Annotated in this window: 24 protein-coding genes; 13 read left to right on the forward strand and 11 right to left on the reverse strand. The window is 69.0% G+C overall.

The features are described 5' to 3' along the window. Window positions 1-100 precede the first annotated feature (100 nt). Together ACGFJ2_RS09335 and ACGFJ2_RS09340 are read left to right on the forward strand one after the other, a co-directional pair. On the forward strand, window positions 101-1,072 hold the full coding sequence (locus ACGFJ2_RS09335; protein ID WP_393466444.1) for a glucosyl-3-phosphoglycerate synthase: 972 nt from the start codon (window positions 101-103) through the stop codon (window positions 1,070-1,072). Further along, window positions 1,069-2,199, forward strand: coding sequence for a glycosyltransferase (locus ACGFJ2_RS09340; protein ID WP_357942485.1), 1,131 nt, complete (start codon window positions 1,069-1,071; stop codon window positions 2,197-2,199). Before ACGFJ2_RS09335 ends, ACGFJ2_RS09340 begins: the two co-directional genes overlap by 4 nt. Here ACGFJ2_RS09340 and ACGFJ2_RS09345 read toward each other — a convergent pair. Next, window positions 2,171-2,965, reverse strand: a complete 795-nt coding sequence (locus ACGFJ2_RS09345) for a universal stress protein (RefSeq protein WP_357942487.1) — start codon at window positions 2,963-2,965, stop codon at window positions 2,171-2,173. The two genes, ACGFJ2_RS09340 and ACGFJ2_RS09345, sit on opposite strands and share 29 nt — an antisense overlap. Window positions 2,966-3,126: 161 nt before the next feature. Here ACGFJ2_RS09345 and ACGFJ2_RS09350 point away from each other — a divergent pair, with 161 nt between their 5' ends. Further along, window positions 3,127-3,684, forward strand: coding sequence for a phosphatase PAP2 family protein (locus ACGFJ2_RS09350; protein WP_357942489.1), 558 nt, complete (start codon window positions 3,127-3,129; stop codon window positions 3,682-3,684). Here ACGFJ2_RS09350 and pip read toward each other — a convergent pair. Then, window positions 3,629-4,600, reverse strand: a complete 972-nt coding sequence (gene pip / locus ACGFJ2_RS09355) for a prolyl aminopeptidase (protein WP_393466449.1) — start codon at window positions 4,598-4,600, stop codon at window positions 3,629-3,631. The genes ACGFJ2_RS09350 and pip overlap by 56 nt on opposite strands. Window positions 4,601-4,674: 74 nt before the next feature. Between pip and ACGFJ2_RS09360 the strand changes: the two genes are divergently transcribed. Next, complete coding sequence (locus ACGFJ2_RS09360; protein ID WP_393466452.1) at window positions 4,675-5,586, forward strand: threonine/serine dehydratase; 912 nt, start codon at window positions 4,675-4,677, stop codon at window positions 5,584-5,586. A 27-nt stretch (window positions 5,587-5,613) separates the two neighbouring features. Here the strand turns inward: ACGFJ2_RS09360 and ACGFJ2_RS09365 are convergent, their stop codons facing one another. Both ACGFJ2_RS09365 and mscL read right to left on the reverse strand, forming a co-directional pair. Further along, a complete protein-coding gene (locus ACGFJ2_RS09365; protein WP_357942496.1) occupies window positions 5,614-6,189 on the reverse strand; it encodes a hypothetical protein in 576 nt (191 codons plus the stop codon). 80 nt (window positions 6,190-6,269) lie between these two features. After that, entirely contained in the window at window positions 6,270-6,689 is a 420-nt protein-coding gene (mscL, locus tag ACGFJ2_RS09370) for a large conductance mechanosensitive channel protein MscL (protein WP_393466455.1), read from the reverse strand. Between the two features lie 219 nt (window positions 6,690-6,908). Between mscL and glgX the strand changes: the two genes are divergently transcribed. From glgX to ACGFJ2_RS09390, 4 genes are all read left to right on the forward strand, one after another. Further along, entirely contained in the window at window positions 6,909-9,002 is a 2,094-nt protein-coding gene (gene glgX, locus ACGFJ2_RS09375) for a glycogen debranching protein GlgX (protein ID WP_393466458.1), read from the forward strand. After that, on the forward strand, window positions 8,995-11,196 hold the full coding sequence (treY, locus tag ACGFJ2_RS09380; RefSeq protein WP_393466461.1) for a malto-oligosyltrehalose synthase: 2,202 nt from the start codon (window positions 8,995-8,997) through the stop codon (window positions 11,194-11,196). The genes glgX and treY overlap by 8 nt, the downstream gene beginning before the upstream one ends. Continuing rightward, the gene (treZ, locus tag ACGFJ2_RS09385) at window positions 11,186-12,937 is read left to right on the forward strand and encodes a malto-oligosyltrehalose trehalohydrolase (RefSeq protein ID WP_393466464.1); all 1,752 of its coding nucleotides are present in this window, start codon (window positions 11,186-11,188) and stop codon (window positions 12,935-12,937) included. Before treY ends, treZ begins: the two co-directional genes overlap by 11 nt. A 152-nt stretch (window positions 12,938-13,089) precedes the next feature. After that, window positions 13,090-14,388 carry a hypothetical protein gene (locus ACGFJ2_RS09390; RefSeq protein ID WP_393466467.1) on the forward strand — a complete coding sequence of 433 codons (1,299 nt, stop codon included), beginning with the start codon at window positions 13,090-13,092 and terminating at the stop codon, window positions 14,386-14,388. Window positions 14,389-14,683: 295 nt separating this feature from the next. Here the strand turns inward: ACGFJ2_RS09390 and ACGFJ2_RS09395 are convergent, their stop codons facing one another. Continuing rightward, window positions 14,684-15,025, reverse strand: a complete 342-nt coding sequence (locus ACGFJ2_RS09395; protein ID WP_393466470.1) for a DUF4240 domain-containing protein — start codon at window positions 15,023-15,025, stop codon at window positions 14,684-14,686. Window positions 15,026-15,418: 393 nt separating this feature from the next. On the opposite strand from ACGFJ2_RS09395, the gene ACGFJ2_RS09400 reads away from it, so the two are divergent. Then, the gene (locus ACGFJ2_RS09400) at window positions 15,419-16,369 is read left to right on the forward strand and encodes a hypothetical protein (protein WP_393466473.1); all 951 of its coding nucleotides are present in this window, start codon (window positions 15,419-15,421) and stop codon (window positions 16,367-16,369) included. Window positions 16,370-16,457: 88 nt separating this feature from the next. Here the strand turns inward: ACGFJ2_RS09400 and ACGFJ2_RS09405 are convergent, their stop codons facing one another. Further along, entirely contained in the window at window positions 16,458-17,381 is a 924-nt protein-coding gene (locus ACGFJ2_RS09405) for a winged helix-turn-helix transcriptional regulator (RefSeq protein ID WP_393466476.1), read from the reverse strand. A gap of 62 nt (window positions 17,382-17,443) precedes the next feature. Between ACGFJ2_RS09405 and ACGFJ2_RS09410 the strand changes: the two genes are divergently transcribed. Genes ACGFJ2_RS09410 through ACGFJ2_RS09425 form a run of 4 tightly spaced genes read left to right on the forward strand, consistent with a single transcriptional unit; the run spans window position 17,444 to window position 20,194 of the window. Continuing rightward, window positions 17,444-18,241, forward strand: coding sequence for an ABC transporter permease (locus tag ACGFJ2_RS09410; RefSeq protein ID WP_393466479.1), 798 nt, complete (start codon window positions 17,444-17,446; stop codon window positions 18,239-18,241). Further along, a complete protein-coding gene (locus tag ACGFJ2_RS09415; protein WP_393466482.1) occupies window positions 18,241-19,170 on the forward strand; it encodes an ABC transporter ATP-binding protein in 930 nt (309 codons plus the stop codon). The genes ACGFJ2_RS09410 and ACGFJ2_RS09415 overlap by 1 nt, the downstream gene beginning before the upstream one ends. Further along, complete coding sequence (locus ACGFJ2_RS09420) at window positions 19,167-19,376, forward strand: hypothetical protein (protein ID WP_357942519.1); 210 nt, start codon at window positions 19,167-19,169, stop codon at window positions 19,374-19,376. Before ACGFJ2_RS09415 ends, ACGFJ2_RS09420 begins: the two co-directional genes overlap by 4 nt. Next, complete coding sequence (locus ACGFJ2_RS09425; RefSeq protein ID WP_393466485.1) at window positions 19,373-20,194, forward strand: ABC transporter permease; 822 nt, start codon at window positions 19,373-19,375, stop codon at window positions 20,192-20,194. The genes ACGFJ2_RS09420 and ACGFJ2_RS09425 overlap by 4 nt, the downstream gene beginning before the upstream one ends. A gap of 67 nt (window positions 20,195-20,261) precedes the next feature. Here the strand turns inward: ACGFJ2_RS09425 and ACGFJ2_RS09430 are convergent, their stop codons facing one another. The 5 genes from ACGFJ2_RS09430 to ACGFJ2_RS09450 form a co-directional block, all read right to left on the reverse strand. After that, complete coding sequence (locus ACGFJ2_RS09430) at window positions 20,262-21,857, reverse strand: FAD-dependent monooxygenase (protein WP_357942523.1); 1,596 nt, start codon at window positions 21,855-21,857, stop codon at window positions 20,262-20,264. A 326-nt stretch (window positions 21,858-22,183) separates the two neighbouring features. Then, window positions 22,184-22,474, reverse strand: a complete 291-nt coding sequence (locus ACGFJ2_RS09435; RefSeq protein WP_357942525.1) for an MTH1187 family thiamine-binding protein — start codon at window positions 22,472-22,474, stop codon at window positions 22,184-22,186. An 82-nt stretch (window positions 22,475-22,556) separates the two neighbouring features. Continuing rightward, window positions 22,557-22,880, reverse strand: a complete 324-nt coding sequence (locus ACGFJ2_RS09440; RefSeq protein ID WP_357646772.1) for a hypothetical protein — start codon at window positions 22,878-22,880, stop codon at window positions 22,557-22,559. Between the two features lie 10 nt (window positions 22,881-22,890). Next, window positions 22,891-23,568 carry a uracil-DNA glycosylase gene (locus ACGFJ2_RS09445; protein ID WP_225290308.1) on the reverse strand — a complete coding sequence of 226 codons (678 nt, stop codon included), beginning with the start codon at window positions 23,566-23,568 and terminating at the stop codon, window positions 22,891-22,893. Between the two features lie 69 nt (window positions 23,569-23,637). Next, a complete protein-coding gene (locus ACGFJ2_RS09450; protein ID WP_393466490.1) occupies window positions 23,638-25,026 on the reverse strand; it encodes a M1 family metallopeptidase in 1,389 nt (462 codons plus the stop codon). Between the last annotated feature and the right edge of the window lie 39 nt (window positions 25,027-25,065).

Raw genomic sequence — 25,065 nt, forward strand, 5'->3', positions numbered from 1 at the left:
GGCTTATCCCACATTTACGGAGAATGAAACAAACATGTTCGAGGATGCATCGTCGGGGCAGATGTCGCAAACCTGACCAGATGAGATCGGGGCTAACCGTATGGAGACAGATCTGCGCGCCTTGGCCAGGGTCCAGGACTGGTACGGACCCCACTCGAGCGTCGCAGCCGAGTGGCCGGTAGAGGCGCTTCTCCGGGCCAAGGGTAGGACCGCAGTCAGCGTCGTCCTGCCCGCTCGCGACGAGGAGCGGACGGTCGGCGAGATCGTCACCGTGCTCCGTCGCGACCTCGTCGAGCGGGCGCCGCTCGTGGACGAGATCATCGTGGTCGATTCGAACTCCACCGACGCGACCGCCGCCCGAGCGGCCGCGGCGGGGGCCCGCGTGGTGGCGCAGGGCGCCGTTCTCTCGCATCTGCCGCCGCTGAGCGGCAAGGGAGAGGCGCTGTGGAAGGGGCTGGCGGCCTCCAGCGGGGATCTGATCGTGTTCGTGGACGCCGACCTGCGTAATTTCCGCTCGCACTTCGTCACCGGGCTGCTCGGGCCGCTGCTCGCCGACAACGCCATCCAGTTCGTCAAGGCCGCCTACGAGCGGCCCTTCACCGGCGCGGACGGGATGGTGTGGCGCGGCGGGGGCGGGCGGGTGACCGAGCTGGTGGCCAGGCCGCTGATCAACATGTTCTGGCCGGAGCTGGCCGGCTTCGTCCAGCCCCTCGGCGGGGAGTACGCCGCCCGCCGCGCGGTGCTGGAACGGGTCCCGTTCGTCACCGAGTACGGGGTGGAGTTCGGGCTGCTGGTGGACCTGCTGGAGCTGGTCGGGCTGGACGCGATGGCCCAGGTGGACCTGGGTGTCCGGGCACACGGGCACCAGGCCATGCCCGCGCTCGGCCGGATGGCCGGCCAGATCATGCTCACCGCGTGGTCGCGGCTGGAGCGCCAGGGCCGCGTGCTGTCCGCCACGCCCCCCGACCGCAGACTGCTGCAGTTCGGGCTCGACGGGCAGGTCGACCTGGTGGACATGTCCGTGGCCGAGCGCCCGCCGCTGGCCTCCCTCGCCGTCGAGGACGTGGCATGAACGTCCTGGTGAACGCCGGACCGTGGCTGCGGGTGCCGCCACCGGGCTACGGCGGGATCGAGAACGTGGTGGCCACGCTGGTCCCCGCCCTGCGTGAGCGCGGGGTGCGGGTGGTCCTGGCCTCCGTGGGATCGAGCACCCTCGAGGTGGACGAGCTGATCAACGTCTTCGACGACGGCCAGTTCGCCGAGCTGCAGAAGCCGTACAACCAGGTGATGGGCCTCGCGCACGCGCACCAGGCCCGCGTGGCGCGCGAAATCGGCAGTCGCGACGACCTCGACCTCGTCCACGACCACCTGGAGGTGGTCGGTCCGGCCGTGCTGTCCGCGCTCGGCGGCCCGCCGGTCCTGCACACCCTGCACTGGGACCTGCGCAAGCACGCCGCCTTCTACGGGGCCTTCCCACCGTCGATCGCGGTCAACGGTGTCTCGAACTCCCAGCTCGCCCGCGCGCCCGACGCACTGCGCGCCGCCTCGCTCGGCGCCATCCACCTGGCCACCCCGCTCGCCGACCGCGACGTGCGTACCGAACGCGGCGAGCACCTCGTCGCGATGGGCCGCGTCTGCGGCCTCAAGGGCACGCACGTGGCCGCCAGACTGTGCCAGAAGCTCGGCCTCCCGCTGGTCCTCGCGGGCCCGGTGAGCGGCCTGAACACCCCCGCCGAGCTGGACGCCGTCGTCCAGGACCCGGACCATCCGCTGAACGGCCACCCCGACGTCCGCTACCACGTGCACGCGGTCACCCCCTACCTCGACGGCGACCTGGTCAGATGGGTCGGCTCCGTGGGGGGCGAGGCCCGCGACCACCTCTACGCCTCGGCCCGCGCCGCCCTGTTCCCCATTCAGTGGGACGAGCCCGGTGGCACCGCCGTCGTCGAGGCCCTCGCCCTGGGCGTGCCGCCCGTGGGGCTGCGCCGCGGCTGCCTGCCCGAGATCATCGACCACGGCCGGACCGGGTTCCTCGCCGACACCGAGGAGGAGCTGGCCGAGTGGGTGCTGCGGGTGGCGGAGATCGACCCCGAGGAGTGCCGCCGGGAGGCTCGCCGCCGCTTCTCACCGTCCGTCATGGCCGAGCGCTACCTGGAGCTGTACACGGAAGTCACGAGAAGCCGCGCGGGAGCACGGTGACGGGACACGACGACGCCCGCAGCACCTTCATCGCCAGCTCTCCGAGGAACACCCGGTGCGGCTGCGCGTCCTCGCTGGCCGCGCAGACCAGCAGCTCGCCCGGCAGCCACTCGATCGCCTCCAGCGCCGCCGTCACGTCGTGCCCCTCGGCGATCTCCGTCTCGGCCTCGATCCCGCTCGACTCCCAGGCCAGTCGTACGGCCAGCGCGAGGTCGTCCCCGAGCCGGCCCGGATCGTCCGTACGCAGGTCGAGCGTGATCAGCCGGAGCGGCACGCCGAGCCGGAGCGCGGCCTGCGCGATCCGCTCGACGGCCTCGTCACACTGCGGGCGGTGGACGTAGGCGAGCGTGAGCCGCGAGGGCTCGGCCGGCGGCCGGTAGCCGGCGGGCGTCAGCATCACCGCCTCGGACGACAGGTGGAGCAGGCTGTCGGACGTCGACCCGATCGAGATGCGCCCGGCCTGTCCGCCGCCCGCCGAGCCGACCACGATCAGATCGGCCTTGATCCGGCTGGCCAGCACCGACAGCCCGCGACCCGCGCCCCTGCTCTCGAACGCGATGTACTCGGCCGGCACATCGCCGAGCTCCTCCGCCGCGTCCGCGAGGCCGGCCTGTGCCTCGACCGCCAACCCCGGGCTGCCCGGCGGGTAGATGGCGGCCACGGTGAGCTCGCCGCCGGTGACCCGCGTGATCGCGGCACCTAGGGCGAGCGCGTCGCGTCCCCCTGACTCGCCGGTATAGCCGACGACCACGTGCTCTCCGATCACGACTGCCTCCCTACCCGCTCTGAGCTGGGACTACGCGAGCCTGCCGGACCTCTCCGGGGGATCGGCCGGCGTTCAGCACCTTTGGACGTTCGGGGGAGGCGGCGAGCGGTGATCGTTCCGTAGGGTTTATGGTCATTGCCCGTTCACGGATTGGACACCTGTTGTACCGCGACATCGTCGACTTCGCCCTCTCCACGCCCGCGTGGCTGCACACTCTCGCCGAGAAGGGTACCGACGCCGGGCTGTTCCTCTTCGCGGCGCTGTTCGCGTGGTGCTGGTGGCGGGAGAGGAACGCGCCGGCGCGTGACCTCGCCATCACGATCGCCGGGCCCGCCGGTGTGGTGTGCGCGTACGTCCTCAGCGAGGTCGTGAAGACCTTCGTCAGGGAGGACCGGCCGTGCCGGGGCGGGATCCCGACGATCGCCGAATGCCCGCCCCCGAGCGACTGGTCGTTCCCGAGCAACCACTCCGTCATCGCCGCCGGCGCCGCTGGGGCGCTCATCCTGGCCTGGCGCGCTCTGGCCTGGGTGGTGCTCCCGCTGGCGGCGGTGATGGCGTTCTCGCGGGTGTTCGTCGGCGTGCACTACCCGCACGACGTCGCCGCTGGCTTCCTGATCGGCCTGGCGCTGGCCCCGCTCTTCACGCTGCTGCTGGTGGGGGCCGTCACGCCGATGGTACGGCTGGCGCGAAGCCGTCTGTCGCCGCAACGAGCCGACTGACGATGCCCGGCTCGGTGGCGGCGTGCCCGGCGTCGTCCACCACCTCGAACCGCGCCTCCGGCCACGCCTTGTGCAGGTCCCAGGCGGTGGCCATGGGCGTGCACACGTCGTAGCGGCCCTGCACGATGACGGCGGGGATGTGGCGGATCCGGTTCACGTTCGCGATCAGCTGCTCGGGCTCGAACCAGCCCAGATGGGTGAAGTAGTGGTTCTCGATCCGCGCGAACGCCAGCGCCATCTTCTCCTCACCGAACTCGGCGACCAGCTCGGGATCGGGCCGCAACGTGACCGTGCTGCCCTCCCACTGCGCCCACGCCTTGGCCGCGGCCAGCCGCGCCTCGGGATCGTCCCCCTCCAGCCGGGCGCGGAAGGCGGCGATCAGATCGCCGCGCTCCTCGACGGGGATCGGCGCGATGAACGACTCCCACACGTCGGGGAAGAGGCGGGAGGTGCCCTCCTGGTAGAACCAGCCCAGTTCCTCGGGGCGGAGGGTGAAGATGCCGCGCAGCACCAGCTCTGTGGTCCTGTCCGGATGCGTCTGCGCGTACGCCAGGGCCAGCGTGCTGCCCCACGACCCGCCGAACACCTGCCACCTGTCGATGCCCAGGTGCTCGCGCAGCCGTTCCATGTCGGCGACCAGGTGCCAGGTGGTGTTGGCCTCAAGTGAGACGCCCGGGTCGCTGGCATGCGGCAGGCTACGACCGCAGTTGCGCTGGTCGAACAGGACGATGCGATAGAGCTCCGGGTTCCACTGACGGCGGTGCTTGGCGCTGCAGCCGCCGCCGGGGCCGCCGTGGAGCATGATCGCGGGCTTGCCGTCCGGGTTGCCGCAGACCTCCCAGTAGATCTGGTTGCCGTCGCCCACGTCGAGCAGGCCCGAGTCGTAGGGCTCGATGGGGGGATACAGGTTACTCATGCGCGCTCCTGTGGTTGATTCCTTCCGGAACTTAGCCGATATGGCCTGCTCTTCACCGAGACTAGGGTGAGGCCATGGAGCTGGTGACGATCGATGACATCCGGGACGCGGCCCAGCGCATCAAGCCGGTCGCGGTGCGGACCCCGCTGGTGCCCATGGGGGAGGTCTGGGTCAAGCCGGAGAGCCTGCAGCGGGTCGGGTCGTTCAAGATCCGCGGCGCCTACAACGCCGTCGCGGCGCTGCGGCCCGACGGGGTCGTCACCCACTCCTCCGGCAATCACGGCCAGGCGCTGGCGTACGCGGCCAAGCAGTTCGGGGTGCCGTGCGTCATCGTGGTGCCCGAGGGGACACCCGAGGTCAAGGCGGCGGCGATCAAGGGACATGGCGCCGAGCTGGTCGTCGTGCCGCCCGAGCAGCGGATCGTCGGGGCACTCAAGCTGGCCGAGGAGCGGGGGCTCACCATGATCCCGCCGTACGACCATCTGGCGGTGATCGCCGGGCAGGGCACCATCGGGCTGGAGATCGTCGCGGACCTGCCGGACGTCGAGGTGGTGGTCGTACCGGTCAGCGGTGGCGGACTCGCCTCGGGCATCGCCGCGGCCGTCAAGGCGCTGCGGCCGGAGGCCACCGTGCTGGGTGTCGAACCCGAACTCGCCGCCGACGCGGCCGAGAGCCTGGCGGCCGGCCACGTGGTCCCCTGGGAGCCGGCCCGGACCTTCCGTACGATCGCCGACGGGCTGCGGGCCGATCTGTCGGAGCTGACGTTCGCGCACCTACGCGAGCACCTCGACGGCATCGTCACCGTGTCGGAGGACGAGATCCGCCACGCCATGGGCCACCTGGCCCGCTCGGCCCGCCTGGTGGCCGAGCCGAGCGGGGCGGTCACGACGGCGGCCTACCTGTCGGGGCGCGTCCCCGAGGGCCGGGCGGTCCTGGTGCTGTCCGGCGGCAACGTCAACCCTGACCTGCTGCGCGAGGTCGTCTAAGCCTGGACCTCTCAGACGTCCAGTCGTTCAGGCGGTCCACTCGTGGCGGGCCAGGAACGACCGGTCCCCGGTGGCGTACTCCTGGAAGGCCCGCTGCACCTCCGCCAGCTCGGCCACCATCGTCCGCGCCAGCGCCGCCTCCTTGTACTCCAGCTCGTAGCCGGGGGAGACCTGGATGAAGTGGCGCCCGAAGTTCACCAGCGTGACGAACGGGTTCTGTGGCGACATGGTGGCCAGCACGTCGTGCACCAGCCCGAGGTCCGGGTCGTGGACGATCATCCCGTCACCGGTGTGGAGCTGCATGCCCTCGTAGACACCGAGCGGCGCCACGTTGTGCACGAGATCGCGCTGCGGGTCGTAGCAGACCAGACCATGAGCCCGCGCGATGGTGAACACCTGGGCCGACATCTCGTCCATCGTGTCGAGGTCCATCGTCACCAGGAGATGTCCCGGATAGACCGTGACCACGCCGGGCAGCTCCTTGGCCACCTCCGGCACCTCGCCCGCGACGGGTTCGGTCTTCTTGACCGCCAGGTAGGCGGCCCGCGCCTGATCCCGGCTGATCGGCGCGGACTCGTCCCAGACCATCAACTCAACGCTCACCCGCTCATCTTGTCGGATTGAGCAGCAGTTGGTGGCACTCACCCCCGCACAAGCGGGAACGCCCGGCTTCATGACCGCCTCTAGCGCGGCTTCTCCGACTCCGGAACCAGCTGCGCCGTGCAGTGAGCGCATCGGCGCGCCTCAAGGGGGATGTCACTCAGACATTCGGGGCACGGCCGGGTCGTCGCGGCCTCGTCCTTGTCGAACAGGCTGATCAGCCGGTTCATCGGCAGCACGACCAGCCAGTAGACCACCGCCGCGATGATCAGGAAGGTGAGCAGGTGATTGAGGAAGTCACCGTACTTGAACTCGCTCCCGTTGACGGTGAAGGAGTATTCGGCGAAGTTCGGCTGCCTCCCCCCGGTGACCGCCCCGATCAGCGGGGTGATCAGGTCGGCGACCAGCGCCTGCACGAGTCCGCTGAAGGTGGCGCCGACGATCACCGCGATCGCCAGCTCGACGATGTTGCCGCGTAACAGGAACTTCTTGAAACCGCCCATGGCATCGGTAAATAGCCGGGCAAAGAACGGTCAAACCCTTCCCCGCAGCTACGTCTACGTGGGTTGCCTTCGTCAGAGGCTGCCCACCGGCAGGAAGCGTGTTCAGCCGTCTGGTGGGAAGGACCTGTGATCAGCCAGGGCCGGACGCCTCCTTCGAGGCTGGGCTTGTCCGGCGGAGCGCGGGAACGGAACATGGGGAAAGACGGCAAGGGAGCCTCGATGATCGAAATCTGGCCGGGAGACCCCTATCCTCTCGGTGCGACATATGACGGGGCAGGCACCAATTTCTCGCTTTATACGGAGGTCGCGGACAAGGTCGAACTGTGCCTTTTCGACGAGGCCAACGTCGAGTCCAGGGTGCCGCTGACCGAGGTCGACGGGTTCATCTGGCACGGTTATCTGCCGGGCATAGGTCCGGGCCAGCGCTACGGGTATCGCGTCCACGGGCCGTACGAGCCGGAACGGGGCTTGCGGTGCAATCCGGCCAAGCTGCTGCTCGACCCGTACGCGATGGCGATCGAGGGTGGCGTCACCTGGAACGAGGCGGTCTACGGTTACCCTTTCGGCCAGCCCGACGCGCGCAATGACGCCGACTCGGCGCCCTATGTCCACCGCTCTATCGTGATAAATCCGTTCTTCGGGTGGGGCCACGACCGGCCACCCGCCACGCCGTACCACGACACCGTGATCTACGAGGCGCACGTGCGCGGCCTGACGATCAGCAACCCGAAGATCCCCGAGCACCTGCGCGGCACGTACGCCGCGCTGGGTTACCCGGAGATCATCGACCACCTCACCAAGCTCGGCGTGACGGCGCTCGAGCTGATGCCCGTCCACCAATACGTCACCGACGACCTCCTGGAGCAGCGCGGGCTGTCCAACTACTGGGGCTACAACTCGATCGGCTTCTTCGCGCCGCACAACCGCTACTCCAGCCAGGGGCAGCGGGGTGGTCAGGTGCTGGAGTTCAAGGCCATGGTGCGGGCGCTGCACGAGGCGGGGATCGAGGTCATCCTCGACGTCGTCTACAACCACACGGCCGAGGGCAACCACCTCGGGCCGACGCTGTCCCTCAGGGGGATCGACAACCCCGACTACTACCGGCTGGTCGACGGCGACAAGCGCTACTACCTGGACACCACGGGCACCGGCAACAGCCTGCTCATGCGCTCGCCCCACGCGCTTCAGATGATCATGGACTCGCTCCGCTACTGGGTCATCGAGATGCACGTCGACGGGTTCCGCTTCGACCTGGCCTCGACCCTGGCCCGTGAGCTGCACGAGGTCGACCGGCTGAGCTCCTTCTTCGACCTGGTCCAGCAGGACCCGGTGTTGTCGCAGGTCAAGCTGATCGCCGAGCCGTGGGACCTCGGGCCGGGCGGTTACCAGGTCGGCAACTTCCCCTCACGATGGACCGAGTGGAACGGCCGCTACCGCGACACCATCCGCGACCTGTGGCGCGGGCAGCCGGCGACGCTGCCGGAGTTCGGCTCCCGGTTCACCGGCTCCAGCGACCTCTACCTGGACGACAGCCGCCGGCCCGCCGCCTCGATCAACTTCGTCACCTGCCACGACGGTTTCACCCTGCAGGACCTGGTCTCGTACGACGTCAAGCACAACGAGGCCAACAAGGAGGGCAACCGCGACGGCACCGACGACAACCGGTCCTGGAACTGCGGCGCGGAGGGCCCGGCGGGTCTGGCCATCGAGTCGCTGCGCGAGCAGCAGAAGCGCAACTTCCTGACCACGCTCTTCCTGTCGCAGGGCGTGCCGATGCTGTCCCATGGCGACGAGCTGGGCCGCACCCAGCAAGGCAACAACAACGGCTACTGCCAGGACAACGAGCTGACCTGGGTCGACTGGTCCGACGTCAGGGAGAACTGGCTGCTGCTGGAGTTCACGCAGCGGCTGGCCGCGCTGCGCAAGAAGCATCCGGTCTTCCGGCGCAGGCGCTTCTTCTACGGCAAACCGGTACGCGGCCTGAACGACATCGCCTGGCTCACCCCGTCGGGGGAGGAGATGACCGACAGCGACTGGAACGTCGGCTACGCCAAGTCGCTGGCCGTCTTCCTCAACGGCGAGGCCATCACCGAGCCCGACCGGCGCGGCCGGCCGATCAGGGATGACTCGTTCCTGCTGCTGTTCAACGCCCACCACGACATGATCACGTTCACGATCCCCAAGGACTACGGCGAGATGTGGCAGACCGAGATCGACACCGCCATGCCGATCATCCTCGACGTCCGGATGTGCCGAGCCGGGGAAGGGGTCGCGGTGCCTGGTCGCAGCGTGCGGGTGCTCCGTCGTGTCTAGGCCGGTCTCGACCTATCGGGTCCAGCTGACGCCCGACTTCGGGTTCGCCCAGGTGGGGGAGATCGCCGCATATCTGCGGGATCTGGGGGTCAGCCACGTGTTCCTGTCGCCGATCCTGCAGGCGACGCCCGGCTCGCTGCACGGCTACGACGTCACGGACCACTCCAGGATCAGGGCGGAGTTCGGCGGCGCCAAGGGGTTTCGGGAGATGGCCGAGCAGCTGGCCGCACACGATCTCGGCATCATCCTCGACATCGTGCCCAACCACATGAACACGATCAACGCCCAGTTCTGGTCCGTACTCGCCGAAGGCCCGGCCTCCCCGTACGCCGCCTGGTTCGACATCGACTGGGACGGCGGGAAGGTGGCGCTGCCGGTGCTCGGCGACGACGTCGAGCCGGTGGTCGACGGCGACGTGCTGCGCTACCACGAGCACGTCTTCCCCCACCCCGGGCACTATCGGCTGGTCGACTGGCGTCAGGGGCCGGGCTACCGGCGCTTCTTCGACGTGTCGACGCTGATCGGGCTGCGGGTCGAGGACCCCGAGGTGCTCTTCGCCACGCACGAGGTGATCTTCTGGCTGCTCGACGAGGGCCTGGCCGACGGGCTGCGGGTCGATCATCCGGACGGGCTCGCCGATCCGCGCGGCTACCTCGAACGCCTGCGCGCCAGGTCCGGCGGCGCCTGGACGGTCGTGGAGAAGATCCTGATCGGCGACGAGCGGCTGCCCGAGGACTGGGACTGCGAGGGCACCACCGGCTACGAGGTGCTGAACCGCGTCAACGGCCTGTTCGTCGACCCGGCCGGTGAGGCGCCGCTGGTCGAGCTGTTCACCCGGCTCACCGGCCTGCCCGGCGACTTCCGGCCGGTGGTGGCGGAGTCCAAGCGCGAGGTGATCGAGCTGTTCTTCGGCGCCGAGGTGCGCCGCCTGGCCCGCGCCGCCGGTTGCCCGCCGGCCGCCGTCGCCGAGTTGCTCGCCGCGATGCCGGTGTACCGGGCGTACATGGTGCCGGGCGAGCCGCCGCCGCCCGCATCGGTGGAGATCGTCGAGCGGGCCGCCGACGCATGCTCGCCCGCCGTGCAACCATTCGTCCAGCAGGTCCTGTACGGCCCCGACGACGTGATCACGCGTTTCCAGCAGACCTGCGGGCCGGTCATGGCCAAGGGGGTCGAGGACACGGCGCTATACCGGTGGTTCCCGCTGTCGTGTCTGAACGAGGTCGGCGGCGATCCGGACCTGTTCGGCGTCTCGGTGCCGGACTTCCACGCGTTCTGCCGTGACCTGCGGCCGTACACGATGACCACGCTGTCCACGCACGACACCAAGCGGTCGGAAGACGTACGCGCCCGGCTGGCCGTGCTGTCGGAGCTGCCCGGGGAGTGGGCGGAGGCGGTGTCGGAATGGTCAGCGGCCGTGAGCTTCGATCCGCGGCTCGACTATCTGGCCTGGCAGAACCTGATGGCGGCCTGGCCGATCTCCGGCGAACGGTTCGCCGAATACCTGCTCAAGGCGGCCCGGGAGGCCAAGACCTCCATTTCCTGGATAAATCCGGATCCGGGGTATGAACAGCGGCTTCGCGACTTTTCTGCGGCGGCCGTGAAGCTGCCGGTGGGTGAGTTCACCGAGCGCATCGGCGCCTTCGCCATGGCCAACTCGCTCGGGGCCAAGCTCGTCCAGCTGATGATGCCGGGGGTGCCGGACGTCTACCAGGGCAATGAGATGACCGATTTCTCGCTGGTCGACCCGGACAATCGGCGGCCGGTGACGTTCGGGCGGTCGCCGGTGTCCCGCTGGGACGCGGCCAAGCTCGCCGTGACGACCCAGGCGCTGCGGCTGCGCCGCCGGCTCGACCCCGCGGCGCCGTACACACCGCTTCTGGCGGAAGGGGAGGCGGCGGAGCACGCGATCGCCTTCGCCCGCGGTGACGAGCCGCCGCGCGCGGTCGCGGTCGCCACGCGCCTGCCCGTCCGCCTCGCCCGCCGCGCCTCTGGAGCACAGACTGCGGACGCGCTGACCCCGGATGTATGGCCTGGGGAGCGGGAGATGTGCCTCGGCTGGGGCGGCACCACGCTGACCCTCCCGACCGGCACCTGGCGCGAACTGCTGACCGGCGGTGTCTTCACCGGCCGCGTCCCGCTCGCTCACCTGCTCGCCCGATACCCCGTCGCGCTGCTGGAGAGACATGATCTTTGAGGTGTGGGCTCCGAATGCCACGACTGTGGAGGTCGACCTGGAGGACGTCCTCGACGGGCGCCGCGCGATGACCGCCGGTGCGGGCGGCTGGTGGGCGGCCGACGTACCGGAGGCCGGGCATGGGACTCGCTACCGGTACGTACTCGACGGCGAAGGCCCGTACCCCGACCCCCGCTCCCGCCGCCAGCCCGATGGCGTCTTCGGGCCCAGCGCCGTCTACGACCACGCGCGGTACACGTGGGCCGACCACGAGTGGACCGGCCGTGACCTGCGCGGCTCGGTGATCTACGAGCTGCACATCGGGACATTCACCCCAGCCGGCACGTTCGAGGCAGCGATCGAGAAGCTGCCGCATCTCGTCGAGCTGTCCGTGGACTTCGTGGAGGTCATGCCGGTGGCTCCGGTGCCCGGGGGGCGTAATTGGGGCTATGACGGGGTGGACCTGTACGCGGTCAACGAGACGTACGGCGGCCCCGACGGGCTCAAGTCCTTCGTCGACGCCTGCCATCGCGCCGGTATCGGCGTCCTGCTCGACGTCGTCTACAACCACCTGGGACCGTCGGGCAACTTCCTGCACCCCTTCGGCCCTTACTTCGCCGGGTTCAGCGGGAGCTACTGGGGCGAGGCGGTCAATCTCGACGGGCCGGGGTCCGACGAGGTACGCCGCTACTTCATCGAGAACGCCCTGCAGTGGCTGCGCGACTACCACATCGACGGCCTGCGGCTCGACGCCGTGCACGCGCTGCACGACAAGCGCGCCACCCACCTGCTGGCCGAGCTGTCCGACCAGGTGGACGCGCTGTCCTGCGCGGTGGGCAGGCCGCTGTCGCTCATCGCCGAATCCGACCTCAACGACCCGCACATGGTCCGCTCCCTCGACGCGGGCGGGCTGGGAATGACCGCGCAGTGGGACGATGACGTCCACCACGCGCTGCACTGCGCGGTGAGCGGCGAGAGCCACGGCTACTACGCCGACTTCACCGACCTGTCCGCGCTGGCCAAGGCACTGACCCGCGGTGTCGTACACGAGGGCGGCTGGTCGAGCTTCCGTGGCCGTACGCACGGGGCGCCGTACGCCGGAGTGCCCGGCCACCGGCTCGTCGCCTGCCTGCAGAACCACGACCAGATCGGCAACCGGCCCCTGGGCGACCGGCTGCCCGTCTCCGCGCTCAAACTCGGCGCCGGACTGCTGCTGACCTCCCCGTTCACCCCGATGCTGTTCATGGGGGAGGAGTGGGGGGCCGGTACGCCGTTCCTGTTCTTCTCCGACCACGTCGACCCGCAGTTGCGGGAGAGCGAGGGCGGGCGCAGGGAGCAGGAGTTCGACGGATTCGGGTACGCGTGGGACGCTCCCGACCCGTCGCGTGAGGAGACGTTCCTGCGCTCCAAGCTCGACTGGGACGAGGTGAAACAGGAGGTCCACTGGTCGCTGCTGTGCTGGTACCGCGACCTGATCGCACTGCGCAAGGCGCTGCCCGAGCTGTCGGACCCGCATTTCGACAGCGTCCGGGTGGAGTTCGACCCGGACGGGAAGTGGCTGGTGATGTGGAGGGGATCGCTGTGCGTCACCGTCAATTTCGGGGCGGACTCGGTGACGCTGCCGGTGTCTGTGGGGGCGGCGCTGCTGGCGTCTGATGAGCCGGTCGCCGCTGGTGAGGATGGGGTTTGGCTACCTGGGCAGAGCATGGCGATCTTCAGGTCCCCTAGCGGTCAGAAGAGCGGACCTGGATCAGCTGTCTGACCATCCGGCGCCCCGCAGGAACTGCGACGGATGTCCTTTGTCCACAGCCCCGGCCCCATCTGCCGAAACTTATCCCCAGAACGCCGTTCGCCTCCACGCCTCCACCTCCCGATCACCGATCCTGGTGCCCCACCGCACCCCCGGAGGCTTACGTGAAGATCACTCTCCCCCTGCCTGCCCGCCTGACGTCCCACTTCGTCGTCCCCGTCGTGCACGTCCCTTTCGACATCGAGTCGTTCATGCCATGGCGGGTCGGCAGACCCTACAGACGGGCGGTGAGCGCCGCCCTGGGCAGCCCGCTCCTGACCGTCACCCATCACCGCTCCCCTTGGAGACCGGCCGGTGTCACGCTCGCGATCGAGGAGCGCCATCTGCTCCGCCGAGCTCAGCAGCACGTCCTGGTCTCCTCGACAGCACCCCCGCACGCCTTGCCCACCAGCACCCAGGTAGCCCGCGCGGCGGCGCGCGCGGTGGCACAGGAGTGCGAGGGTCTGGTCATAGATCCGCTGACGGGCATCACACTGCTCAGCTGCGATCGACACGCCGACATCCCGCCCACTCCCTCGCCACCACCCAGCACCGGCGACTTCCAACCAACCTCTGAACCGGTGTCCGGGTCGGTCTCTGGGCCGACCTCTGGACCGGTACCCAGACGAGTAGCCGGGCCGGTGTCCGGATCCGTCTCCGGGGCGGTTTCTAGGCCGGTGTCCGGGCTGACCTCTGGTCCGGTGTCCGGGTCGGTTTTTGGGTCGGTCGTCGCCGGGCCGGGGTCCGGGGCGGTCGGTCGTCGGCGGGGAGACGAGCCGGTCGCCTTTCCGGCCATCGGTGAGTCGCCCGTGTTCCGCCTGGCCGACGACTGGCTGGGCTGGGACGTGCAGGTGCACGGGGACGCCACCTGCCCGCCGTGGGACCCGGCTGACACCGGCGCCTGCGACTGCCTGCGCGTCACCTCCCGGGGCCTGCGTCGCTTCGCCCTGCCCGAGATCACCTTGGACGGCGCAGCCTGCGCCCACAGCCTGTGCGCCACGAGCCTGCTCCGCAGAGTGGCACACCACCTCGTCACCGATCACCTGGCCTTCCTCGCGACCCACCCGGACGCCACCGAGCGCTCGATCGACGACCACGTGCGAATAGTGGCCTCAGCCGGGCACGGCGGCTCACCCTTCACCGTCCACCTCACCCCCTGTGACACCGACCCGACCAGCCACGGCCGCATCGGCCGCATCGGCCGGCTCAAGGTCGCCCCAGTTCCAGGCGCGGGCCAGGTCGCCTACCTCAGGACCGACAGACCTCCAGGCACAGGCCAGGTCACCCACCTCAAGGTGGGCCCACCATCGGGCTTCAGCGGCTCCCTCAACGACTGGCTGTGCGCCACCCACCGCACCACCCACGACATGCCGACCGTCCTCGGCTGTGACCTGACGGACCCGTCCTCAGCTCTCGTGGCATAAGCCAGCCCACCCACCTTCCAGGAGGAAGCCCGGCGGCGCGGCGGCGGGCCTGTTCCAGCGCCAACACGGCTCCACACGGCGGGTCATCTCTCCTGCCACGGTGTCGCAGTAGCTCAGGCGGCGCTGCGAGGAACTTTCCGAGCACTACCCGCAGTTTCGGACCGTGCGGTTCGCCCCGCACGACTTCCGCAGGATCTTCGCCACCGAGTCGGTCAACAGCGGCGAGCCAACCTCAGTGCCCGCGCCTGGACCGCTCCGGACAACCGGTACGCCGCTTCAGTCGCCGAACTCGGCGCTAATCGTCGCCGAGATAGCGGTACCCGGCCAGCCGAGGGAACCGCGGTCGGGCGATCTGCTCATCATCCACACCCACCGATTCGCCACTTGGCTCAGCGGTCGACAGCGGCACCCCAGCGTCGGTGCGTTCTTCATAGACCTCATAGACCTGCGAAGCGTATTCCTCCGCCTGCTCGCCGCTCTCACAGTTCCGCTGGTCGTACAGATCAGCGAAGTTATCTGGATTGTCGACGACCCGATCGAACGCCACACGTCCCTGCCCGATGAGCCACGCGCGGAAGTCCTCGAACGCATCGTCATTGAACCCCTTGTCGCCGTACCGCGCAGGATCGAACCGCATGGCCCACGGGTCGACGTCGAAGTCCTCGGGGTTGCCAGAAACCAGGGCCGCAGCGTCCCAGATCGGTCAGGTGCAGGCGCGGTTGACCACCGCGTTCCAAAGGGCTGTGAAACTCATCAGCTCATCCACCGTGAGAGCAAGCAGCCGTTCACGCTGCAAAACACACCTGCTCCGCGAAGCCCCCGCCACTCGCAGCCCGACATGACTCAACGATCTCCCAGAAATCATCTTCAGTCACGCGGGAATCGTACTGATCCGCACCGAGGATCCACGCCCTCAAACCTCGCCTTGCTCAACCAGATCAAGTACCAACAAGCAGGGCGCCGCGGAAAATCTGACCGGCCCATACCCTTCCAGGAGGAACCTCGTGTGGCCGCCATTCGTAAAACCCGTGTGGACGCTTTCGAAGACGTTGACCGTAAATTACGTGAGTCACGCGAGCAGATTCGCCGATTCGACCACCTGACCACCCGGCGGCAGGCGACAGCCGACCAGATCCGGGAGGTCACCGAGCTGACCGGCCAGTTGGAGACACAACTGGCCAAAGAGCAGCACGACGTCGCCCGCCTGGAAGGCAGGCTAGGTGGCTTCCTGGCCCGGGTCGCGGCCCCCGTCGCGGGCTCCAAGGAGGACAGGCTGGCCAGGGAACGAGCCGAAGCCGAGGCCGCCTGGGAGCGGCTGCACGGCCAGCGGAGGCGGCTCGAGGATCTGACCGCCGACCTGGAGGCCACCGACCGCGAACTGGCCTCGATCTCGGGGGCACATCAGGCGTACGAGAAACTGCTGGCCGACAAGGAGCGGCTGCTGATCGGGCTGGGCGACGAACGCGGTCAGAAGCTGCTCGGAACATCGAAGAAACTGGCCGACACGCAAGCCGACATCAGGGAACACCTCGAAGCCTGGCAAGCAGGCAAGGCCGCGGGCAAGGCGCTGGGCATCGTCCTGACGCTGCTGAACAAGGCACGCGGCGCGTCGACCTGGGACATGCTCGGTGGCGGTGTGGTGGCCGACGCGATCGAACACAGTCATCTGTCGAGTGCGGACCAGGCGGCCTGGCACGCCCAGCGAGCGCTCGACGTCTTCTCCCGCGAACTGGCGGACATCGGGTGGGTCAGCGACCTCCAGATGCCCAAGGTGGACACGCGGTGGTTCGTGGACGCGTTCTTCGACAACATCGTCACTGACGCGCTCAGACACCAGCGCATCAACAAGACCCGCGACGCGGTGGCCTCGATCTCCCAGTGGGTCACCGAGACCGTACAGGCCTTGGCCGGTCGCAGTACGCAACTGGAAGCCCAGCACAGAGCACTGCTGGCAGAGCGCGAGCAACTACTCGCCAACTGACCCTCTGGCGAGCATCGGGGGATGGGCCTGAGGGGATACCGGACGAGGATCGGCAGGTGTCTGCGTTGCGTCGGGTGCCTGCCTTGTGTCAGCTGATGGCTTCGGCGGCTGTCAGCGCCTCGGTGATGGCGGCCGGGATGTCCAGTACGGGGAAGATGACGTGGCGAATCACCCGGAAACGGTCCACGACCAGGATCAGGCGCTTGAGCCGCAGGGCCTGGCCGGCGCGGAAGGTGGGGAGGCGAAGAGCCGCCGCGAGGCGCAGGTCCATGTCCGAGAGCAGGGGGAACGGGATGTCCTCAGCGGCGGCAAAGGCGGCCTGCTCGTCGGGGCGTTGCGTGCTCACTCCGTGGATGGCGATGTCATGGCCGGCGAACTCGGGGTGCCTGTCACGGAAGATGCGGTTCTCGAGCGTGCAGCCCGCGGCTCCGGGGACTTGATTCCAGCCGGGCGGTAGCGGCGCGGGCATACCCGTCGACGGGTATGCGAAGAGGACCGTCGCCCGCGCGTCCGCCACGACATCGAGCGACGCCGTGCGCTCATCCGTGGAGGCGGTTCGTCCCACGGCGACCGATGGACGGTTGATGGCGGCGGGCAGTTGCAGCGGGTCCGGGATGTGGGTGCCCAGGAGGGCGTGGACGCGGGCGGCTTCCTGGCTTCGCGGGGCTGCCACCCCCGTGAGGGTGCCGTCGCCGAGGAGCCAGCGGTCCGCCCAGTCCTGCATCGTGATCAGCATGGGCGCCAGTGCCCAGCCCGCGTCCGTGAGTACGTACTCGTACCGCACCGGCCCGCTCTGATACGGCTCACGAGTCAGCACCCCGTGCTCCACCAGGTGCTTGAGGCGTTCTGTGAGGACTTTGCGGGAAATGCCTAGCTCGCCCAGCAGGTCGTCGAACCGGCGATGTCCGCGGGTCACCTCGCGGACGATGAGCAGGCTCCACCAATCACCCATGACGGCGGCTGCCTGGGCGATCGAGCAGTCGGCGTCCTGCGAGCGCAGCTCTCTGGCCATTCCCCGACTTTACCGTCAAGTGAGTCTCTGATAGAAACTTAGTCAGTTCCCAAAGGAGACTCATGAGCGTGGCATGGGCGACCCTGAGACGGTCGTGGTTGGTGACCAGGCGGGCCTACCCATGGTCATACTTCATCGGCACCTTGTTGCTGGGTGTCTTCACCATCGGGCTGGCCTACCTGGGGCTGCGGGCCGTGGCGGGCGGGGAGATATCCGCGGAGTTCCGTGGAAAGGCGGGCACCGGCGACTATCTCGGGTACATCGCCGTGGGCGCCGGCGTGTACATGTTCGTCGTCCACGGCATCCTCTGGACCGGCAAGGCGATGATCCAGGAGCAGCGCGAAGGCACCATGGGCGCGCTGCTCGTCGCTCCGGCGCGGCGCCTGCCGTACCTGCTGGGGTTCTCGGCGTTCGCCTTCACCGCGGTGGCGGTCGAGGTGGCCGTGTTGTTCGGGTGCGCGGCATTGTTCGGGGTACGGCCGGCGACCACGGGAGCGGTGGACGCCGTGCTGGCCGTGGCGGGGCTGGCTCTGGCGGTGTTCGGGATGTCGGCCGTGCTGAGCAACGTGATGATCGTCGCCGGTGAGGCACACATCACCCAGAACAGTGTGTTCCACGCGATAGCCCTGCTGTCCGGGTTCACCTTTCCGAGGGAGTACCTGCCTGAGGCGTTCCGATGGCTCGGCGAGGTGGTGCCGGTGACGGCCGCCATGGACGTGATCCGCGGCGTCTTCACCGGCGGCACCGGACTGGATCCGGGCCGCCTCGCTGTCGCCGTCGCGCTCGGTCTCGCCTACGCCGCCGCCGGATTACTCGCGATGCCCTGGGCGGAGCGCAGGGCCATGGAACGGAGTTACTGATGATCGAGACCATGAACCTGCGTAAGGAGTTCGGCGCGAAGGTGGCCGTTGACGGCTTGAACCTGTCGATCCCCGGCGGCCGCGTCACCGGGCTGCTCGGGCTGAACGGGGCGGGCAAGACCACCACCATCAAGATCTTGGCCACCCTGCTCCGGCAGACGTCCGGCACCGTCAGCGTGGGCGGCCTCGACCCGGTCAGACAGCCGCATGCCGTACGCAAGAGGATCAACCTGATCGCCGGCGGCGAGCGCATGGTCTACGCACGGATGACCGGCCGGGAGAATCTCTGGTACTTCGGCCAGCTTTATGACATCCCCACAAAAGTCCTCAAGCCGCGCATCGAAGAGCTGCTCGCACTCGTCGGTCTGACGGACGCCGCCACCACCCGGGTCGAACAGTATTCGCGCGGCATGACCCAGCGCCTGTCCATCGCCCGGGGGCTGATCAACGACCCCGACTACCTGCTGCTCGACGAGCCCACGCTGGGGCTCGACGCGCCGATCGCCCGTGACCTGCGCAAGGTCGTGGCCGGGCTGGCCGAGCGGGGCAAGGGCGTGCTCCTCACCAGCCACTACCTGGCCGAGGTCGAGCAGCTCTGCGAGCACGTGTACGTGATCGGCGACGGCCGCCACCTCGCGGCAGGCTCGCCGGCCGAGCTGATGGCCCAGACCGGTTGCCATCGTACGGTCCGGGTCACGGTCACGAACCTGTCGCCCCAGATCGAGGCCGCCGTACGGGCCTTCGACAGCCGCGTACGGCTCGCACCGGGCGGGGTGGTCGAGCTGAACCATCCGGACGACCTGACCGGGGCGCTGACCACGACGATCATCGAGGCGGGCGGCGCGCTCGGCGGGCTGGAGATCGTCGAGCCGTCTCTCGAGGACGCGATCCTCGCGCTGAGCGACCGCTCCCCGGAGGTGGTCGCATGATCGCGCCGCACACGAGCTGGTCGCCGTGCCGCACGGGGCTGGGCGTGACGTCGACGTGGTGCCGCCTCCGGATGGGCGTCACTCCACCGTGGACCCGCGCGGAGGTCGGTACGACGCCGTCGTGGTGTCGCACCGAGACCGGCACCGGCTGTACGGCATGTGCGCTCGGCAGCCGCACCACCAGCCGCTGGCAGGTGATGACGTGAGGCACGCGATGAAGGTCATGCGGGCCGAGGCGCTCAAGCAGCATCGCCAGATCTTCGGCAGCAAGCTAGTCCTGTTCTCGATGCTGGTCTGGCCGTTGTTGAAGCTCGCCGAGACCTACTACACGCTCCGGCCGCTGGCCGCCACGCCGGGCATCGCCGAACGCTGGCCGCTCGCCGCCGACCCGGAACGGCTGCTCGCCTTCCTGGCCACGGGCGCGCTCGGCTTCACGTTCTTCTTCTCGCTGGTGCAGTCGGCCTGGCACTTCTCCTTCGAGCGCCAGACCGGCACGCTGGAACTCCTCTTCCTGTCACCCGCGAACCGGCTGGTCGTGGTCATCGCCAACGGGTTCGGCGCGCTGGTGCAGAACGCCTGGCTGTTCGCCTGTTTCGCGGTGGCGATGTTCACGCTGCTGGACGTGGTGAATGTGGCGCACCCGGCCATGTACGCGGTGGTCTTCCTGGCCATGCTGGTGCCCGCGGTCGCGTGGGGGGCGTTCCTGAACAGCCTGCTGATCTTCTCCAGGGACGCCGCCTTCCTCTACACGCTGCTGGACGATCCGATGTGGTTCGCCAGCGGGGTGCGGCTGCCGGTGTTCGCGCTGCCCGGCTGGATCCGGGCCGTCGGCTCGATGCTTCCGCTCACCGGCAGCCTGGCGGTCGTACGTGGTGCGCTGCTCGACGGCCAGGGCATCGGCGACCTGGCCGGGGAGCTGACCGGGCTGGCCGTACTGTCCGGAATTCTGCTGCTCGCCGCGGTCGTCGCGCTCCGGCTGGGAGAGGCACGAGCCCAGCGGACCGGACAGCTACGCCTCTTCTGAGGCGACTGAGGAACTGGGCGGCCGCGCCACGTCTGAGCGACCGATGGCGCGTCTCTTGGGGCCGCCGTCAGCGGCTGAGCACCTGCCGGAGCACTCGTTCGAGGGTGGTCGCGGGGTCCGGGTCGGCGTACGGCGAGCGCCAGGCGACGTAGCCGTCGGGCCGGATCAGCACGGCGCCACCCCTGTCCACGCCGTACCTCTCCGCCCAGCAGCCTTCGACGTCCATCAGCTCCTCGTCCACCAGCACACGCGTGAGCTGGATGCGCAACCGCTCCTTGATCAGCCGCCCCGCGTCCATCCAGTTCTGCCCGCCAGGCCCGGCGATCAGCACGAAACCGGATCCGAACAGGTCGATGGTCGAGATCAGCTGCCCGTCCCAGTCAAGTGGAACGTGCGGGGCGCGGCTGCCCGGACGCCCGGTCGGTACGCGCGGATCCTCCAGGATCGACCCGTCGTCATCGGGCTCCTCCAGGATCGCCGTCGAGTGGTAGCGGTATCCAATCATGGCGGCCATGGGATCTTCGAGCGGTTCCGGGTACTCGGCACGCATCGCGGGAGGCATCCGGTGGCCGAGGTTCGCGAGCTGGGCGTCGGCCGTCAGCGTGCCGATGGGACGGCGTTCGGCGTCATAGGTGTCGAGGAAATCCGGCCCGGCCTGCCCGGTCGCCACCAGCCAGAGCCGCCACGCGATGTCGCAGCCGTCCTGGAGCGCCGTGCTGCCGCCCTGCCCGCCGGTGGGCGGCATCGTGTGAGCCGCGTCGCCGGCCAGGAACACCCGCCCGTCGCGGTAGCGGTCGGCCACGACGTGCGCCATGGCGAAGGTGGTCTTGTCGAGCACCCGTACGTCGAGGTCGGGCACGCCGGTGGCCACCCGTACCAGCTCGACGCAGCGCTCCTCGGTGAAGTCGGCCTCGCTCTCACCCCTGGCGGGGTCGTAGTTGACGCCCAACACATGCGCGCCCACGCCCGTGCCGGTCAGGATGGCGCCGGTGAAGACCTCGTTCCGCAGGTACCAGAGCGTGACCTCGCGCTCCCGTACCAGCCCGGTCAGGTCGGCATCGAACATGATCGAGCACATCAGCCCCAGCTCCCCCTTCCCCGAAGCGGGGATGCCGAGCTGGGCGCGGAGCGGGCTGCGGAAGCCGTCGGCGGCCACCACGTAGTCGGCCCGTACGACACTGTCGACGCCGTCGGCGCGGATGACCGCCGTGACCCCCTCGGCGTCCTGCTCCAGGGAGACCAGCTCGGTGGAGAACCGCAGGTCGGCCCCCAGCTCCTCGGCCTTGGCCCGCAGCACCCGCTCGATCTCCGCCTGCGGGGCACCCACCTGGACGGCGGGCGTGATGTCGGCGAGGAAGGCGAAGTCGTCCTCGTCGCCGGTCACGATCATGTGCGGGTTCGGGTCGGCCAGGTTCGATCCGATCGCGATGCGCATGCCGTCACCGATGCCCTGCCAGATCTCCCGCAGTGACTGCTCGACCCCGGGCACCGGCCGCAGTAACTCGACGGCTCTGGGGCCCATCCCGAACGCCTTGGGCTGGACCGACGTACTGGGGTGCCGCTCGACCAGCATGACGGGCACGCCACGCCACGCCAGCAGCACCGCCGCACTCAGCCCGGCGTAACCGGCGCCGACGACAAGAACGGGTACTCGCTCGTGCACTCAACCCACCTCCTGGAACGCGTAGTATCGCGTTATCGTCGAGCGACACGATATGTCGCGTCTGTTGGGCAGGTCAAGACATATCTCGAAATGTCCTAGAGGGCGACAGGGCGAAACCCGAAAGGAGTGGGCCGGAAGCAGGCGGCGGCTGCGGACCGCAACGGTTGACCGGACTGCGCGGGTCAGTGGGTGCTGGGGTTCCGGGGGGTGCCGTCCCACGACCGTCTCTATCCCCGTGACGGTCCGTGGTGGCTGGGGTCCTTCGAGAGGGAGGGCAGGGCTGGTCAGGGGCCGCCTTCTTGGCCGACCCCAGTCGCAACCGCCGGTCAGGACAGGTGGCGTTCCAGAGACTCGATCTTGCTGGTCATGCCGTCAGTGACACCGGCCCTGAGGTCGGCCTTCAGCACCAGGCTGACCCGCGGCGCCACCTCGGCCACCGCGTCCACCGCCTGCTTGACCACCGCCATGACCTCGTCCCATTCACCCTCGATGGTGGTGAACATGGAGTCCGTCCGGTTGGGCAGCCCGCTCTCCCGCACCACCTTGACGGCGCGCGCGACCGGCTCGGCGACCCCCTCGCCGACACCCAGCGGCGTGATCGAGAACGCGACGATCAACTCAGTACCCCCTCACAACTCACAGCGCGGGCCACGATGCCGATCGATGTCGATCGAACAGACCTCGTGGCCCGCCCTGGACTCAGGCGTGCTCGTGGTCGTCCTCTTCCTCTTCCTCGCTGGGACCGTCGGAGGGCTCGACGCCCAGGACGGCCTCGCGCGGCTCGATCTCGTCGATGTGGTCGACGAGCTGCAGGACGTGGTCCGGCTCGATCAGCCACTGCAGGGCCGACGCGCCGGTGTCGTCGGAGTTGACGAGCTCCACCTGCTCGGCCCGCTCTTCCTCAGTGAGGTCGGCGTCGGGGTGCCGGATCTCGGCCAGCGCCGCGGCCTGCAGCGCGTCCACGTCGAGCACCTCGACGGTCAGCTCGACCGTCAGGCGCAGGAACTTCTCGTTATCACTCATGGCGAAGATGCTAGGGCAGCTTCCACTCGACAGGACCGGCGCCTTGCTGAACAAGGAGCTCGTTGGCCCGGCTGAAGGGCCGGGAACCGAAGAATCCGTTGCGCGCCGACAGCGGAGAGGGGTGCGCGGACTCGATGCGCGGCACGCTGCCGAGCATCGGCGCCAGGTTGCGCGCGTCGCGCCCCCACAGGATCGCGACCATCGGCTTGTCACGGGCCACGAGCGCGCGGATGGCCTGCTCGGTGACCTCTTCCCAGCCCTTGCCCCGGTGGGAGGCGGGCTTGCCGGGCATCACGGTGAGCACCCTGTTGAGCAGGAGTACGCCCTGGTCGGCCCACGGGGTCAGGTCGCCGTTGGACGGCCGCGGCAGCCCGAGGTCGGTCTCCATCTCCTTGTAGATGTTGAGCAGGCTGCCGGGCAGCGGCCGCACGTCGGCGGCGACGGAGAACGACAGCCCGATGGGGTGACCGGGCGTGGGGTAGGGGTCCTGGCCCACGATCAGCACCTTGACCTCGTCGAAGGGCTGGTTGAAGGCGCGCAGTACGTTGGCGCCCGCGGGGAGGTATTGCCGGCCTTCGGCGATCTCATTGCGGAGGAACTCGCCCATATGGGAGATGCGCTCGGAGACGGGCTCCAGCGCACTGGCCCATCCGGCTTCGACGACTTCGTTCAAGGGACGACTGGCCATGGCTGTTGAGCTTAGCCAGGTCTGATAGGGCTTGCGGTCCGAATCCGGTGGGCGGCCGTACCAGAATGATCACAGCGTGGGCTTGCCCCGCTGGAACAGCCACTGGTCGAAGAGCGTGCCGAGATCCCGGCCCGAGACCCGCTGGGCCAGGGCGATGAAGGCGGCGGTGTCCGCGTTGCCGTACTTGTGGTCGTTGACCCAGGTCCTGAGGATGGTGAAGAACGCGCGGTCGCCGACCGCGCCGCGCAGGACGTGCAGCGTCATCGCGCCGCGGGAGTAGACGGGGTCCCCGAAGAGGCCGGCCGCGCCGCCCGGGTCGGCGGCGGGCGTCTGCCAGAACTCGTCCTCCGGGGCACGGCTGTACGCCTCGTCGAAGGAGTCCTGGAGCTTCTTGGTGCCCAGCTTGTCCTGCCAGAGCCATTCGGCGTAGGTGGCGAAGCCCTCGTTGAGCCAGATGTCCTTCCAGCGTGTCGGCGTCACGGCGTCGCCGAACCACTGGTGGGCGAGCTCGTGGGAGAGCAGCGGCTCGCTCGGCACCTGGGGGTAGATCGGGCGGGTCTGCGTCTCCAGCGAGTAGCCGACGTCCGACGCGCGGTCGATGATGCCGCCGGTCGAGGAGAACGGGTAGGGGCCGAAGAGCGAGCCGAAGTAGTCAAGGATGGGCTTGTGACGCTTCGCGAAGTCCCCGGCTTTCGCAGCGTTCCGGGGATCCACGGCGGTTATTACCCGGAAATTTCCGATCTTGGTGTCGGAAAGTTGGAACTTTCCGATGGTGACGGTCGAGAGGTAGCTGGCCATCGGCTCCCTCTCGTCCCACACGTACGTCGTGCGACCGCCTTGGGACGTCTTCGACGCCAGGTCGCCGTTCGCCACCGCGACCCGCGTGCTCGGCACGGTCACCGTGAAACGGTACGTGGCTTTGTCCGTCATGTGGTGATTGCCGGGATACCAGGTCATGGCCCCCTGCGGCTCGTTGGCGTTGAACACCCCGTCATCCGTACGGATCCAGCCGTCGTGTGAGCCGTCCGGGTCGACCAGGTATGTCGGCTTGCCGTCGTACCGGACCACGACGGAGAAGGGGCGCCCGGAGGCCAGCCTGCCGGGCGGGGTGACCACGAGCTCCGGGCCGCTGCGCCGGAACGAGGCCGCCGCGCCGTTCACCACCACGGACCGCACCGCCAGGGTGTCGACGAGATCCAGGTCGAAGCGGCTCAGCTCCTGCGTGGCCCGGGCGGTGATCGTTGCCACGCCGCTCAGCTGGTTGGATCCCGGCTCGTAGCCCAGCGCGAGGTCGTAGTGCGTGGCGTCGTAGCCCCCGTTGCCCTGCTGGGGGAAGTAGGGATCACCCGCGCCCTCGGCGCCGGGGGCCGCGCCCACGCCGATGGAGCCGGCGTCCGCGCCGGCGGAGCCGGGGCCGAGAGCGATGAGGGTGGCGACCGCCGCCGCGAGGAGCTTCATGTCTGGTTTTCGGGGCCGTCAGAGAGAGCGTTACGGGCG

This window comes from Nonomuraea sp. NPDC049028, assembly GCF_043197735.1.
Classification (GTDB): Bacteria; Actinomycetota; Actinomycetes; order Streptosporangiales; family Streptosporangiaceae; genus Nonomuraea.

Excerpts from the sequence above, each read along its gene's own strand:
- ACGFJ2_RS09335 (WP_393466444.1), top strand. The coding sequence starts at position 101 with ATGGAGACAGATCTGCGCGCCTTGGCCAGGGTCCAGGACTGGTACGGA.
- ACGFJ2_RS09340 (WP_357942485.1), top strand. The coding sequence starts at position 1,069 with ATGAACGTCCTGGTGAACGCCGGACCGTGGCTGCGGGTGCCGCCACCG.
- pip (WP_393466449.1), bottom strand. The coding sequence starts at position 4,600 with ATGAGTAACCTGTATCCCCCCATCGAGCCCTACGACTCGGGCCTGCTC.
- ACGFJ2_RS09360 (WP_393466452.1), top strand. The coding sequence starts at position 4,675 with ATGGAGCTGGTGACGATCGATGACATCCGGGACGCGGCCCAGCGCATC.
- mscL (WP_393466455.1), bottom strand. The coding sequence starts at position 6,689 with ATGGGCGGTTTCAAGAAGTTCCTGTTACGCGGCAACATCGTCGAGCTG.
- glgX (WP_393466458.1), top strand. The coding sequence starts at position 6,909 with ATGATCGAAATCTGGCCGGGAGACCCCTATCCTCTCGGTGCGACATAT.
- treZ (WP_393466464.1), top strand. The coding sequence starts at position 11,186 with ATGATCTTTGAGGTGTGGGCTCCGAATGCCACGACTGTGGAGGTCGAC.
- ACGFJ2_RS09395 (WP_393466470.1), bottom strand. The coding sequence starts at position 15,025 with ATGCGGTTCGATCCTGCGCGGTACGGCGACAAGGGGTTCAATGACGAT.
- ACGFJ2_RS09405 (WP_393466476.1), bottom strand. The coding sequence starts at position 17,381 with ATGGCCAGAGAGCTGCGCTCGCAGGACGCCGACTGCTCGATCGCCCAG.
- ACGFJ2_RS09410 (WP_393466479.1), top strand. The coding sequence starts at position 17,444 with ATGAGCGTGGCATGGGCGACCCTGAGACGGTCGTGGTTGGTGACCAGG.
- ACGFJ2_RS09415 (WP_393466482.1), top strand. The coding sequence starts at position 18,241 with ATGATCGAGACCATGAACCTGCGTAAGGAGTTCGGCGCGAAGGTGGCC.
- ACGFJ2_RS09420 (WP_357942519.1), top strand. The coding sequence starts at position 19,167 with ATGATCGCGCCGCACACGAGCTGGTCGCCGTGCCGCACGGGGCTGGGC.
- ACGFJ2_RS09440 (WP_357646772.1), bottom strand. The coding sequence starts at position 22,880 with ATGAGTGATAACGAGAAGTTCCTGCGCCTGACGGTCGAGCTGACCGTC.
- ACGFJ2_RS09445 (WP_225290308.1), bottom strand. The coding sequence starts at position 23,568 with ATGGCCAGTCGTCCCTTGAACGAAGTCGTCGAAGCCGGATGGGCCAGT.
- ACGFJ2_RS09450 (WP_393466490.1), bottom strand. The coding sequence starts at position 25,026 with ATGAAGCTCCTCGCGGCGGCGGTCGCCACCCTCATCGCTCTCGGCCCC.